Source organism: Pseudoalteromonas sp. T1lg22 (genome assembly GCF_002964645.1).
Taxonomy (GTDB): Bacteria; Pseudomonadota; Gammaproteobacteria; order Enterobacterales; family Alteromonadaceae; genus Pseudoalteromonas.
Genome location: NZ_PQBY01000002.1, coordinates 188545 through 202868, shown reverse-complemented (window position 1 = coordinate 202868; position 14324 = coordinate 188545). Strand labels below are relative to the sequence as shown.

General features: G+C 40.3%; 11 protein-coding genes and 1 pseudogene. 7 read left to right on the top strand and 5 right to left on the bottom strand.

Annotated elements, in window-relative coordinates:
- Positions 1-45 precede the first annotated feature (45 nt).
- Positions 46-930 carry a biotin/lipoyl-containing protein gene (locus C2M24_RS00905; RefSeq protein ID WP_158683674.1) on the top strand — a complete coding sequence of 295 codons (885 nt, stop codon included), beginning with the start codon at positions 46-48 and terminating at the stop codon, positions 928-930.
- A 182-nt stretch (positions 931-1112) separates the two neighbouring features.
- Here C2M24_RS00905 and C2M24_RS00900 read toward each other — a convergent pair whose 3' ends face one another.
- A complete protein-coding gene (locus C2M24_RS00900) occupies positions 1113-1442 on the bottom strand; it encodes a hypothetical protein (RefSeq protein WP_105212991.1) in 330 nt (109 codons plus the stop codon).
- A gap of 110 nt (positions 1443-1552) precedes the next feature.
- Here C2M24_RS00900 and C2M24_RS00895 point away from each other — a divergent pair, with 110 nt between their 5' ends.
- From C2M24_RS00895 to C2M24_RS00885, 3 genes are all read left to right on the top strand, one after another.
- Positions 1553-1897 carry a hypothetical protein gene (locus tag C2M24_RS00895; RefSeq protein WP_105212990.1) on the top strand — a complete coding sequence of 115 codons (345 nt, stop codon included), beginning with the start codon at positions 1553-1555 and terminating at the stop codon, positions 1895-1897.
- A gap of 300 nt (positions 1898-2197) precedes the next feature.
- Complete coding sequence (locus tag C2M24_RS00890; RefSeq protein WP_105212989.1) at positions 2198-2599, top strand: hypothetical protein; 402 nt, start codon at positions 2198-2200, stop codon at positions 2597-2599.
- A 231-nt stretch (positions 2600-2830) separates the two neighbouring features.
- Positions 2831-4594 carry a hypothetical protein gene (locus tag C2M24_RS00885; protein ID WP_105212988.1) on the top strand — a complete coding sequence of 588 codons (1764 nt, stop codon included), beginning with the start codon at positions 2831-2833 and terminating at the stop codon, positions 4592-4594.
- A gap of 696 nt (positions 4595-5290) precedes the next feature.
- On the opposite strand, the gene C2M24_RS00880 is transcribed toward C2M24_RS00885, so the two are convergent.
- Positions 5291-5989 carry an SOS response-associated peptidase gene (locus C2M24_RS00880; protein ID WP_105212987.1) on the bottom strand — a complete coding sequence of 233 codons (699 nt, stop codon included), beginning with the start codon at positions 5987-5989 and terminating at the stop codon, positions 5291-5293.
- Between the two features lie 134 nt (positions 5990-6123).
- Between C2M24_RS00880 and C2M24_RS00875 the strand changes: the two are divergent.
- Together C2M24_RS00875 and C2M24_RS00870 are read left to right on the top strand one after the other, a co-directional pair.
- Positions 6124-6536: pseudogene (locus tag C2M24_RS00875) on the top strand (LexA family protein).
- Positions 6524-7780 (top strand): Y-family DNA polymerase, encoded by a 1257-nt coding sequence (locus C2M24_RS00870; protein ID WP_105212986.1) that lies wholly within the window; start codon positions 6524-6526, stop codon positions 7778-7780. The pseudogene C2M24_RS00875 and the gene C2M24_RS00870 overlap by 13 nt, the downstream one beginning before the upstream one ends.
- Before the next feature lie 237 nt (positions 7781-8017).
- Here the strand turns inward: C2M24_RS00870 and C2M24_RS00865 are convergent, their stop codons facing one another.
- From C2M24_RS00865 to C2M24_RS00855, 3 genes are all read right to left on the bottom strand, one after another.
- Positions 8018-8989 (bottom strand): hypothetical protein, encoded by a 972-nt coding sequence (locus tag C2M24_RS00865; RefSeq protein ID WP_105212985.1) that lies wholly within the window; start codon positions 8987-8989, stop codon positions 8018-8020.
- 399 nt (positions 8990-9388) lie between these two features.
- Positions 9389-11092, bottom strand: coding sequence for a hypothetical protein (locus C2M24_RS00860; RefSeq protein ID WP_105212984.1), 1704 nt, complete (start codon positions 11090-11092; stop codon positions 9389-9391).
- A complete protein-coding gene (locus C2M24_RS00855) occupies positions 11076-12812 on the bottom strand; it encodes a hypothetical protein (protein WP_105212983.1) in 1737 nt (578 codons plus the stop codon). Before C2M24_RS00855 ends, C2M24_RS00860 begins: the two co-directional genes overlap by 17 nt.
- A 363-nt stretch (positions 12813-13175) precedes the next feature.
- Between C2M24_RS00855 and C2M24_RS00850 the strand changes: the two genes are divergently transcribed.
- The gene (locus C2M24_RS00850) at positions 13176-14315 is read left to right on the top strand and encodes an SIR2 family protein (RefSeq protein ID WP_105212982.1); all 1140 of its coding nucleotides are present in this window, start codon (positions 13176-13178) and stop codon (positions 14313-14315) included.
- The last annotated feature ends 9 nt before the right edge of the window (positions 14316-14324 follow it).

Below are 14324 nucleotides of genomic sequence, written 5' to 3'. Positions count from 1 at the left end.
ATATATAGCTGTTTAATTCAGATAAAATGAAAGGGAAAATCAAGCTTGTTAAATCTTATTGATAAGGGGCTAGAAATAGCTTCAGAAATGCTTTCTTTCGTACGTGAAAGTGATGAAAAAAATAGAGAAATAAGTCAAAGAAATCATGAAGAAATGATTGCTATGAAAAGCAATATTATTTCAGCAATAGAACAGTCTCGTGTCTTATTAGTTGAAGAAACAAGAGCATTGACTGAGCAAGTAATTGACAAAATTGAATTGGAGCAATTAGAGAAACTTAAATCAACTATTGAGACTATGAGATTAGCTTTAGAGCTTGAAAATACATCACTCATTGACTCTACACTAGCTACACTCTTGCCTTTATCAAAATATGCTTTAGTAAGACTTAACGAAGGCAAAAGAGAGTGGCTCTTACCTTGGATACATTCATGTTCGATATGTTTAGTAGGTTTAAGCCTTAATGCTTCGACTGAAAATGCTCACACTATTCTACAAAGAGAGAATCAAAACTTTCGAATTGAAATATTAAACCAGTTAAAAAACACATTACTGCAAAATGATGTACCTTGGTTAAAAATATCTTCTTTTGTTAACGGTGACGATGAGAGCATACTTAAAAGCCTAGTTGGAAAAGTTGAGCAACAAGATAGCGTAAAATTAAGTTTTGACAGTCTTTCAGTAAAGCTTGGAATAACAGAGCGTGAGGATCTTACAATTAATGAAGTTTATATTGAAAAAGTTTACTTAAAAGCGTCGAGCGATATCGTTACCGGACAGGTGATTATGTTGGTTACTATTGAAACAGATAAAGTAACTATGGAAGCAGAAATAGAAGCTACTAAGTCAGGCATATTGAAAGAGATATATGTAAAAAATGGTGACAAAGTAAAAGACGGAGCGAATTTATACACAATTTTCTCTACATAATGAGGTTTGAAATTTTTCAGTATCGCAAAAAAAAGGCTGGTGAAAGCAGAGAAACTAGACTGCGTCAGTATAATTGTTGGCGCGGGGCTAAGTATCGTCAGATTACCAAGGGTAACTGCCAGATTAAGTCTGAGCTAGTGCACATTATCAAAAAAGCCAGCTAGGAGCTGGCTCAAAGATTGTTATGATTCAAAAAGTGTTTTGATGGGGGCATTAAAAAGGTAGTAGTAATGCGCCATTTGCCCGCTCTTTAAAACATAATCCTGTATTTGCGATGTGTACTGCTTAAGTGCAAAGAAATGCCCTGGTAGAAACACGTTTGTAATTGGCCTCAGCTTAGACGGTAAGCGTTGTAACACTTGCTCTGAGACGACAATAAACTCCGCCTGAGCAATGTAGTTTCTTACGTAGTAAATACACTCATCACCTTCCTCTAGCAGCGCAATAAAGTCCTCGTCATTTGAGAGAGCAGGGCGCTCCTGAAACAGCTCAATCACATTTGCATTTGTCATTTTGTCCTCCACGTTTTTTGATGTCCTCAGAAGTAACTAAATTCCTGAACGGGAGAATTTCGCTGTTGGTGTTTCTATGTATTGTTATCAGTAATTCAGAAGGAATATTTATGAAACACCAATTCATTAATGCAGCGGTAGTTGAGTGTTATCTCATATCCGTCAGTGAATGTTTTAGATATGCGTATGACAGCTTTTGTGATATGCGCATGACCGAAGATAACTTTGATGTGGATAAAGTGATTTTTAAGCATTTTTCAAACCAGGGGTTTGCATATGAACAGCTGCCATTACTTAGGGCAATACTGACAGCCATTTTCGCAAACTATAGCCAGACAGATTTTCCTGACCCCGATGCACATCTTGAATTTCCTGAACCAGATTTTGATGAATTTTATGAAGAGGAGGATGAAGAGGATGAGCAGGTGCAGTTGACTCTGCCTTTTGAGTGGTAGTGTTTTTTTTGGGGGAGTCTTTGTAGGCTTCTCCAGAATTTATGTGAAGCCCATAGTTTTTGAACTAGAATTATGATTAATGGAATGTACATTGGTGTATGGAAGGATTCATACGATGCCTCATAACTCCGGCTCTCATAAGTTACTACTCTCAATCTATAACATCTTAATCATTTGCCTGTATTTATTTGGCTGTGGCTTTTTGCTTTATGCATTTATGGCTGCTTCTTAAGCGCAGGCATCGTTATATTCCCCCTCAGTTGGCCCTTTTTATCTTCGAGTACAAAACAGGAGATAAAAATGAGCCATGAAATTCAATTCGTTAAAAAATATAGCCGAGAGAGTAAAAGCCCATTTGATGATGCGTCAACATCACTGTGGTTAGCTAACGTAGTTAGTGAGCCCGATGAAGCATTAACATTAGACTATTCTCGTTATATTTATGCTCACCGAGATGCATGTGGCCGAATAATTGGGATTAGCATCAGTAAGTCTATGGTTGCTGAACATCCAGATATTGACAGCCAGTACCTGTCGGGTGTGCCTATGCTCGCTGTGTTACTTTTCTATATTGATGAAATAGAGGCGTTTTGCGAACACTGGGCAGACGAATTCGAATCATTCTTCCTGCTGCCACCTGATCTGTTTTTTGAAATAGCTCAGTGGCGATGGAATGCAATCGTTGTAAACGATCATAGTTAATTGAAGCGACTCGAAAGAGTCGCTTTTTTAATGGCAGGTGCCAAGAGCGGACCTTAATCTTTTCAATAGATATTTATTGTTGTTAATAGTCTAAATTGGCTTTTAAAAATTAATTTTATCAGAGTTTTTTCTAAGGAGCGAAAAAATTGAGAAATGTTGTCTTCTCGATGGTGTGTGCTAAATTTATTCTTTTTTTGAAAACGGATTGGACCAAAAGACGAGGTGGTTAATATGGATATAAAGAGAGCTCTCTTTCAGCTATTCATGCCAATGATAGCGATTATAATGATGCCAGGGTGTTCTAGTTTTAATTATAATAAAACGTTGGAGGAGTTTAAGACTGAAAGCCGAGCGTTGCTCAGTGATAGTAATGATATAAATAGTAAATCTCCGCTGGGACTCACTCCATTAGCCGCAGCCATTATGTATACGCCGGAGCGTGTACCAGAGCTGATTGAAAAGGGAGCTGATGTCAATGCAATGGTGCCGTTGGTGCTCAACAACAGCATTGTATATGAGCCTATTCTAACACTTGCGGTTATGCGCCCCCTGCGGGCTGAGCTTGAAGGGTACGCATTGCCTTATGATGATTCCTACGATCTACTCGCTATTGAGGCTATGTTGCAGGCTGGTGCTGATCCTAACGCTGTAAATAGGTATGGAAATAGCGTGTTACGCGAAACCGCATGGGATAATTTTTCTAGTTATTACAACAAGGGTATGAAGGAAAATAAAGGCACCTATAAAGATCCTTATGTTCAGCGTGCCGAGTTGTTAATTCGCTATGGAGCCGAGCGAGCCACATTTCAACAAGTTGCTTATTATGCGAAAAAGAGACAGAAATATGCCATAGCCGCATTCATAGAGGAAATTTTGTATTACGATACTTTGGATACATATTACGAGGCTAAGCGAAAGAGGGCTATTCATCTCAAGAAGCGCGATGCTATTAGACAATACTTTGATAAAGATTCTGATTTGAAATCTGCCATTGCCAGCTTAAGGAAGACTGCCCAACCTTGTTTCACTGCAGGGCGTATGTATCGTAAGGCCAACGAGTTTACATGTATTGTTTCGGTTTACGGAGATCAACACCCTTCAAAAGCCTGTGAAGACTACCAAAGACAACTACTTGAGGTACTTGATAGGGAAAATGACAAGCTTTGCGAGCCCTATGAAAAACAGCGAAAGCAATTGGCCAATCTGTTTGGCAAGCATGCCTCAAACGCTGACCATGTAATCGGCGAAAAGTTGAAAGGTGTACCTAGTGTGGCCTCACTTGAGAGACAGTATGCTAATGAGATTAACCGTATGAAAAATATTCGCGATCGCTATGGGCGTAGTGAAAAGGCGGCGGCAGATAACCGTGACCGTCAAAGCATGTATAACTTTGCTCAAAATATTCAGCGGTCTGTTGGCACTAAGACTGTAGCTGACCAGATCATTGAAAAGAGTGTGGCTGATACTCAGCGCACCTTATACGCCATTGATAATGCTCAAAAAATGGCCAAAATTAATGCGGATATAGAAGCGATTAATAAGCACCTAAAAACTATTGATTCGACACAGTCAGTGACTCCAACAGTCTCGTCAAAGCCAAGTAATCAGGTCAGTGTCGTTAAGTCAAACTCTGAAAATAAGCCATGTGTAGCTCAGTCTGAGAGTAAGGGACCAATGAATAATGTGCCAAAGCGCTATTGTCAGTATGTATTTTCAGATAATACAGACACTGTTAAAGTCGATTGGAACGATTATACCAACGAGTTTAATGAAGAGTCCGGTACACTTCAGCAAGCACAGAACAATATCCAGCTTCCACTGGTGAAAAAAGCTAGACAAATGTGCGAAAGTCGAGGTTATAAACGAGTACACCACCCTGACACTTTCGAGTTTAATCAGGTCGCTCATCAGGTGACCGATTGTAAGGAAAATAAACGAATGGAGAGTACGTTTCATTTATGCGTGGGGACTGCTTCGTTTATCTGTGCTCGATAAATTGCAAAGGGAAACTTAGTTGAATGAACCACATTGATCGTTTTACTCTAGTGGTTCTTTCAATCTCTTTTGTAGTTACCTGCTGAGTTCAGGCTTGCTCAAACGATATACTAGCTGTTTGGTTTTAGATAGAGTTCCTAAGGCCAGCAGCTATTTGTAAGGCTTAATCGCCACTTAAGATAGCGCTTAAGAGCGGACACAAAATTCTTGGCTTGTGCTCGTTTCTCGCAAATTTTAGCCAAGCTTTTTGATGGGGAAGACCAGCACCGTTTGAGCTTACAGCCCGACGGTGATCTAGTTTTCCTGCTGCAGTTTTACTACCTCACCTAAACTCCCTTTTAAGGAATATACTTAGTATTAAGGCCGCATATCCATAATACTGAGGACGCTCAATCCCTACTTAGAAAATGCCGTCTCCCGTTGCTCCCAGGTAATGGATCTCGACAGAAGATCTTTTGGGGTTATCTAACCGATGGGAATTGGTGAATCTATGGCGCTGGAAAGTAATCTTGCAATCAGCAAAGCGCCACGAGAAGGTTGCTTTTCTATGGCAGATAAATAGCAATGATGGAACACTAAAATTATAAAAACGTTACTTCGATATTACCTCAAATCTGGCGTACCAAACTATGCACCTCACATCTGCCTAAAGCATCCATAACTTAGTCAAAAAGTGATCCTTTGCCCTTCAAGTGATTAAGCATCCTTGGGGATTAATACTCCCTCACTTATCTGTTGATGTGTGCTTGGCTTATCAATTTGATACGTAATCAGGTTTTGAGGGAGATTTGGTTTAAGTAAATCGTTAAACACTTCAGTATCAGTCAATGAGCTGTCGAGCCACATATTCATCACTTCATCCCCTTGGGGGAGCATGAGGGGCATGGCTTTTGAGTGGATGTGCTTTAGCTTGTTGTGTGGTGGTAGCGTTATGATAGAGCAACTTAATGCACGCTCACCTGTGAGCGGGTGAAGCCACTCGCGGTACAGCCCACCAAAGGCAATAGCTTCCCCCTCTAAAGCTTCAAAATCATAATAATGAATGGGCTTTTTATTCACATATTCAGTCTCACCGAAACCTGAAGCCGGAATAATGCAGCGAGTCTTTCTAAATGCCTCAAAGCCAGCACTTCGAAGGACATTGAGTTTGTCGTAACGGGTATTGAATGAGGTGTATTTTGAGGGCTTAAATGAACTCTTTGTTCTCTCAAGTAGCAACCACCAGGTGGCTTTATCTGCCCGCCGTTGACCCTGTTGTTCCCTTATTATGGTAATGGGGCTGGCTGCGCTTAGAAAACGCCCCTCCTGGAGTGACTCAGACCAAAACTGAATATTAAGCAGCTGGATTAGGCGCTTTACACCTGAGCTAGCAGAGACACTTAACCTGCCACACATACTTTTCTCATTTACTGACCATGTATCCAATTTAGACTACAGACTATTAGTTCTACAGAAATATTTTCATTGCTCTCTGTTCTAACATGATAGAGTTAAATATACTGTATGTATATACAGTTTTGGTTGTTGTTATGAAGGTTATTCCTATTTACATAGAAGCTGGGATCACGGGCTTTGAGTCACCAGCCGCTGAATATACAGAGCTTGGCCTGTCATTGGACGAGCTGCTTATTAAGCACCCACATGCAACTTTTATCGGGCTCGCGAACGGTGACTCAATGCAAGAGGCGGGTATCTTTGACGGCGATCTATTGATTGTGGAAGAGCCGAAGCAATCCAGCACGGTGATATCATCGTTGCCAATTACAATGGCGCATTTGTTTGCAAACAGCTCGATAAACATCAAAGACGACTGTTATCAGCATCTCGTGGCTACGCTGCCGTACAAATTAAAGAAGGCGATGAATTTCAAGTTGAAGGGGTCGTTACTCGCTCAATACGCTTACATCGTAAAGCCAAAGAGCTTCTAATATGTACGCATTAGTTGATGCCGTAGCCTTTTATGCCAGCGCCGAAAAGGTGTTTGACCCTAGTATAAGAAAGCGCCCCGTAGTTGTTTTAACTAACAACGATGGATGTGTGTGTGCGGTGAGTCCGGAGGCCAGGAAGCTCCAAATTCCAAAGTTTGAGCCTTACTTCAAACTAAGGCACCTGCTCAACAAACATAATGTCGTGGTGCGCTCGTCCAACTATGAGCTTTATGCAGACCTGAGCTCACGTATGATGGATGTTATAGGGCGTTTTAGTGACAATCAGTACATCTACTCAATTGACGAGTCCTTCCTGAGATTCGCTGGCTATAACGCACTGGTAAATGATTGGCACCAGTATGGCCAGGACATTCGCAGAGCTGTTTGGCGGGAGACTAAGTTACCCGTTGGCGTAGGCTTTGGTTTAACCCCAACACTTGCTAAAGCAGCCAATCATGCAGCTAAAAAGTTGGAAGGTTTTAAGGGGGTTGCGGTCATTGACGACAACCATTCTGCCAAGGCTATCCTATCCAGGATGAAAGTCACGGATGTATGGGGCATTGGTGGCCGTTTGGGGAAAAAGCTCAACATCATGGGCGTTCAGAATGCCTGGCAGCTTGCGTGTCAAAGTCCAAAGAATATGCGTCGGCAATTTTCTGTTGTAGTAGAGCGTACAGTTGAAGAGTTAAACGGCAAGCTTTGTTTGTCATGGGATGATGTCAAAAGCCCGAAGCAGGAAATCTTCTCGACGCGGAGCTTTGGTGAGCGGATAACGAATATTAACGACTTAAAAGCCCCATTAATCACGCATTGTGGAATAGTAGGGAAAAAGCTTCGGCAGCAAGCCTCTCTTACTCGTCGTATCATGATATTCGCTCATAGCTCCCCCCACGAAGATAATTTCTATAAGCGCAGTTACCTGTATGACTTTCCCGTGCCAACTAATGACAGCCGCATTATTGCCAATGCGGTTAGCGAGGTATTGCCTTATTTGTACGCACCTGGTGTGCGATTCTATAAGGCAGGTTTAGGTGCAATTGACCTAGTTTCTGAGCAGTTTATGCAGGCCGATTTATTCACCCCTTGCCTGGACAACAAAAAACTTATGAACAGCATGGATACAATCAACCAGCTCTTTGGCACTGGCACCATAAGGCTAGCTAGCGCACAGCAAAATCAGCGCTGGTCAATGCGACGCGATTTTTTAAGCCCCAGATATACAACCAGGTGGTGTGATATCCCTAGAATATTGTGCTGATGGTTTGGCGGGAGGAAGCTTTACCATCAGTGCATTGCTACTTGAGGCTTGTCAGTTAGAGGGCTGGTACGTGTCTTAAGCGGACCTTTGATAGCCCAAAATAAGGTATGAGCAATGCTGCCACCAAACCAGAATCATTGCACCGTAAATATGAACCCCAACCTTGAAAAAAATGCCAAGTGTTTGGAGACACTTTTAACTGTTATTTGTTCGTTTTAGTGCATAAATAGTAATTTATTATAAAGCTGAATAAATTTCTTTATAATCATTGATTGAAATTGACTTAATTTCCTCTTTCAACAATAACAATTCCTTTCTGCTAGCCTTGTAGCGATTTAAAATCTTTGGTTTTTTATTTGGCCTCAATTCAGAAACTCCATTTTCATATATGTAATACCTTAAATTTGGTTTTTTAATGTCATTAAAGTCCAGTGATAGGACTACTTTTTCTGTTTCTTTACAGTTTAAATCTTCTTTTAGTGACTTTCCTTCTAGCAATCCAAGGTGAAGACGCTTAACAACTTCGCCAAAGGATATAATTTGCTGAGTGGTATCTTTTATGTTTTTATTTTTATTAAATCCTTCAGATATTTTAAGCTGCAAAGATAAGTAATCAAATTTCTTTGCAACTTGTGAAAGCAGGTGTGGTTTAATCATGTTAGGGGTCAAAGCTAGATTTCTGGGATTGTTTTCCATAGCTAGTGCCTTCAAATTTATTTCAGGTTCAGGATGAATTTTTGTCCCAACCCCATCTAGTCCATTAAATATATCCAGATTCTCTTTATTGTTACTTACAACGATGCATTTTATAGTGTGATTAGGAAAAATTTTTTTTAGGAAGGCTATTTTTCGCTTGCATGCTTCTTTATGGGACTTTTTAACTTTATCCCACTTTGAAATGAAGCACTCATAAAATACTATTGATTTATCTGAATAACAGATTGCGTCAAACTCAAATAAAGGAACCCCTCTACTATAATAACAGCAGCTGCCGTCATTGGAGCTTAAAAAGCCATAATTACCACTGGCTCTTTTTATATAAGGAGGTTTGGCAACCAATTTCATGTTGAGGTATTCAACGTTATCTTTCAACCATTCATAAAATGAAGCCTCATACACTTGCCCTCTAAAGTTCTCGGTGGAGTGATTACTTTCAGGATTGTTTAGGAAACTTTTTTTGTGAGTGTAAATATATGAGTGTATAGACATGTATGTATCTCCATATAGACAGAAAGGCATATTGCCCTAACTAAACGGCGCGAGGGACGAGCGTCCGGCGACCGCAGGGAGCAGGTTTTTATGAACCAACTTCAATGTTAAATTCATGAAGAATCTCAACTCTCGCATCACTTATCTTCCTCTAAATCCCTAGACATGTTTTAGCATTACTAAAATTAAGTCAACAGGCCAGTACTAATCAGAGTTAGTTCAGCCTTGCAATACAAGGAATGGGGCAGAAATGTTTCAGCCCGAACAGGCTGAAACGAAAATGGACAGAAAGGAGTTATATGTTTGGCTAAAACAGAGATTAGTAGAAATAAGGCTATCTCTACTAATCATTGCATTTCAGTTCCGCAAAGAGAGCGCAAAAGCCTTCTACTTTACTATTTACTCAGATGCATTGAGGAAATCCTCGATATAATGAAAAGGAACTGGATATCGGTAGCAACGACAAGCAGTTAGTACCAAAGGAGCTTTATCCTTAGTAACAGCTGACATACTCTTGAACGAATCAGCATTGACACACTCTTGCTTTATGTGTTCTAGCGCCGCGCTTCCATTCATTGGAAAGTCTGTTGATGCTGAACCATGCGTACTTGAATTAGAATACATATCTTGTTCACTACTTTGGTTTGGATACCAATACTGTAACGTGCTATGAGTAAGTTTATCTTTGGCAAACTTTTCCAAATCTTGGTTTACTGAATCTAGTTTATACAGAGAGCAGAAAACAGCTAACAGCGGGTATAAGACACTAGCCTCAGTAACTTTATTCTTATAGTTGCTGTTGGTCTTATCTTTATTTCTATGCTCAAGCAACTTTTCGTAAGAGTTGTGCATAATTGGATACATGCCATCACACTCGAAAGTGAAAATACACTTATCGACCATCCCCGAGAGCCAACTCTGCACAAAACCATCAAGTTCTGAATTATTTGAAAGCAAAGTTAAAGCTAAACCAAAATCAATTGCCTGTGAGTCTTTGTACGGAGACAACAGCATTGGATTATTAATAGCCAAGAGATTAATTGCACTAGTTACGTCTCTAAGGCGAAGCCGTAATCTTTCCTGCTCTTCACTCTCCCCATCTGTTGGTGGTTTTTTAGCATAACTCTTAGTGAGTGAATCTAAAATCCAATGACCTTTGACGGCCAAGCGTCCTAGTACATCAAACAGCTTAATGTTTACATCAATAGAACATGGCGAATGAACCGCATAAGAGAGCGCGTATTTAAGTCCAACATATGGAATTAAACATCGGTCCACATAACAGTCAGTAATTTGTTGATACGTATCCAGAATACTATCGAATGATTTTGAGGGCTTGTTCCTTCCTGTGTAGTAGTCTTTAACTTTGTCCCAAGCCAGCAGTAACGCTCGCTCCGATGAAAGATATGCTGCTTCTAAATTCTCCCCGTCACGACACCATGAAAATAGAACCCATAAACACACGTTAATCCGAGTTATGGACGATGCGATAGAATCCGCATCAGTAGCATTTGACAAAACTTCATCAATTAATAATGAGAAGTGGTTGCTTGAACTATGGGGCTCTTCAAGTAAAGCTAAGGACTTTCTTAACAAAGCTTGGCTGGAGCTAGGCAGCAGCTCCTCCTTCAGCAAGTACTGTTGAATAAACTCTGAGAGCTTATCGCCGTTCCACTCTTCAAAAGAAATATTGTCTCGCGTATTCCGCTGTTCATAGCCAGAGACCTCCTGCCTAATCCCCGAATTAACATCCCCACCAAAGCATAAGCAGATGACTATTTTTTTATCTCTATGTTCAGGAGGTAGGCGACTAAGGATAAATGAGTCTTGAATCTCATCTAATGAAGGTCTAAGAGCTTGGTCTGCATTCCCATTCCAAGTCTCACGAGTAAGGTTTCCAGACTTAACAGAGAACAAATAAACTTTTTCTTCCTGATCATTTACTTGCCCCACAGCCGCTATATCAACACCGTATTCTTTGACTCCACGAGTAGGTGAAATGAACACATTCATCCCCATACTGCTCAATAGATCAGGTAATACAGCATCTAATTCCTGACGCTCCCTCAACGAGGCTAAATACTGCTTAAGAATTAGCTTCATTTTTCATTCTCTCACAACGGTAAACTCGTAAAGTGTAATCTAGTGACTCTGGATCTAAGATATTTAACCTTGGCATTTCAGTCGAATGGGAAAAAGACTGCATTTGCATCTCTTGTCGCACTAGCTCTCCATCCCCCCGATGTATGTAGTAAATTGAGCTATTACCGTATAATAGCGTCTTCTTAGTTGCTATCAGATCGATAATCGATCCTCTTGATGCATCTTCGTAGGCTGCCTGCATACTTTCGTTGGACTCTTTCCAATACGCTCTTATATTTTCTCTGGGTGCCATCAATTCTTTTAGTCCAGAGGCTTTCTCAATATCAGAATGATAAGCCTCTAGCTTACCAAGCAACCGCTCATATTGGTGTTCTTGAAAGCCCTTATCAATGCGCGATTGTAAGAATAGCTTGAGCTCCCCTGGATAACTTAAAAGCAAGGGGTCATACAAAACCTGCTCAAGCTCTTTACGTGTAGTTCTTGAAGCAGTTTCGTAAATAGACAAAATGAAGCTTGCCGCCACTACAGGGCGCGTAAACAGCCAACCGACGGCCTTATGGCTAACAAATATTTGCTTCACTTCATCACCTAGCAATGCCATTTCTGCCTTTAACTGGGTATTCTTGCCCGTAACGTCATGAAGTAGTTCTGAAACACCATGACAAAGTGAGGAATCACCAGATAAAAACCACTTTGTAACAATATGATTGAGTAGCTCGTGATGCTTGCTCAGAAGTTCTCTGGAAAAGTAATCCAGTTGGGGGAACTTCACGCCAGCAGTCAAAATCAGTTCCAATAACTTCAAGGCTAGGGAAGATGTTCCTTTCTCGACTAGCTTGACCAATAAATGATCGATGTTATCTATAATGCCTTTGTGCTCAGGAGAGACATTGGCGAGCTGCTTTAGCAGAAGCCTTAGAATCCCCTCTGGTAATTCAACTCTCTGAAAGGCAACAATATTTGATATCTCATAGAGAACCTCTGGAGAAGTTCCCTCTACAAACGTAAGTAGAAACTCTTCAATCTGAGGCCAGTAAGATGGGAATGTATCACCAAAGCTAATTATTGCCCGCAGTACCGAAGCACAACAGCCACTTTCACGTTCACCACTGCCACTAAGTAGTTCCCAAATGACATTAGCCTGGGCTTCACCCACATCAAGCCTCCCCAAAATAAAATAGGCTTGACTTCTTACCATCTCATTTCGATTAGCGATCAGCTTTTCTGTCGTTTGGATAGCATCGGACATACAATCTAAGCCGTACGCAAGGATTGAGCTGGAGAGAAAAGGGGCATATGTACTTAGATCACTTTGTGCAAGGATAAATTCAACACTATCTCTGGGACGCTGTGCTTCCACGCTACAGAAACGTTGAAAAGCCCCATAGACTCCACCAATAGCCAAGTCTCTGCCAGCCTGTTCCGTGAGGTGTAGCAGGCAACGGAGGACATCTTCAATACTTGCATCTAATGAAGGTAGTGCATTTTCAAAGGCATGCAGAATTGTGAAAAAATCATGGCCGATGGAGCTTCTATTAACTCCTCTTACTAGCTCGACAAGATCAATCTCTCCTGCGTTGTGCAACTGAGACAGCGCATCTTTCAAGATCTTCTTTTCAGAGCGTATTTCCTCAACATAAAGAGTATTAACCTGAGAAAGCAGCTCTTCTGACGTTTTACTTGCCGCCAGTAACCGAGTTTTTGTTTCTTCTAATGACATTCTATGTCCCTAACTCAACAACCATTAAGCACTTTGCTGTATAAGAAGTACTAGGTCAAACTAAAAGGTACTTGAGATAAGATCTGGAGATGTTCTAAAACGTTTTGGGGCATAGGTGCTTCAGTGAGCTTCCTACAAGCACAGCTATGGACAAAAGTGTGTTTGGTCACCCCGCAAGTCTATCAAACAATTCACTAGTTATAATACAACAGAACATAGAGCCACATGGTCTCGAAAGACTGCATTGCTTTTCCAAGTCATTACCTCAAAGCAAATTTATTTAAATGCTAAGCAACTCATTGCTTACCAAGCAAAATAATTGAGTTAAGATGGTTTTAATATACGAGATTGAAGATAAAGAGCATGGAACATCTAGAAGAAATAAAAATTAATGATATCTGGCAACACAATGTCAATCTATTGATAGGCTCAGGCGCATCATTTGGGCTTTTTCCTACTCTTGCGACCCAAATGAAAAATGAATCCATCGAAACACTAGGTAAGTACTTCGAAGATGAAAACAAGCCCCATCTTAAGTCGCTGCTTTTCATGTACTACTACGTCAACTGCATTGAACCCGTTATATCATTCGATATTGAATACACAAAATTAGGTGCAGACCTAGACTTAGAAGAAGACATCAACAAGTTATCGGTCATCAAAAACTATCAAATATTACTTAAAACGCTTAAGACAATTTCCTCTAAAAACAAATCTCAGAAAAAAGCTAATATTTTCACTACAAACTATGACTCGTGTTTCGCCGATGCTTATGAAGAACTTTTGCTTGAGGAATCAAATTTAGAGTTTGTACTGAATGATGGTTCTAAAGGTTTTCGTAGAAAATTTGTTGAAGCTCGACACTTTGATACGTCCGAAATTAAACATAGTATATTTGGCAAAAACTGTTTCAGTATCCCACAAGCCAATCTAGTTCACTTACATGGTTCAGCATTCTGGACACTCAATGACAACCGAATAGCAGTTAACTACGGTGATAAGAACTGTAAATTCGAAGATAAATTTTTTGATAGCGTCAAAAATGAGTTGGAAGACTTAGAAGCAATTCTTAACAATAAGGAAGCCACACGTGACGCTTTTGACATAATCACGTTTAATGGGGCCTTTTCAGACATAGAAAAGATATTTTGGGCTACTTACAAAAAACTTCCAATTGTTAACCCTACCAAATGGAAGTTTCACGAAACTGTTTTTGACGAACATTATTACCAAATGCTTCGCCTGATGAGTTATGAATTGGAAAAACAAGACTCAGCCCTTATTGTATTTGGTTTTTCATTTGCGGATGAACACATCACCAACCTAATAAAACGCTCACTTGGCAATAAATCTCTCACTATGTACCTGTGTTGTTTTGATGCTCTCACTATAGATGCAATGGAAGCTCTATTCGGCAGCTTCAATAACGTTAAGCTCATCAAGCCAGATGGTTTACTAGACTTTGATGCTTTCAATAACAAAGTATTCAAGCTTCCAAGTTAAGGGAATAAC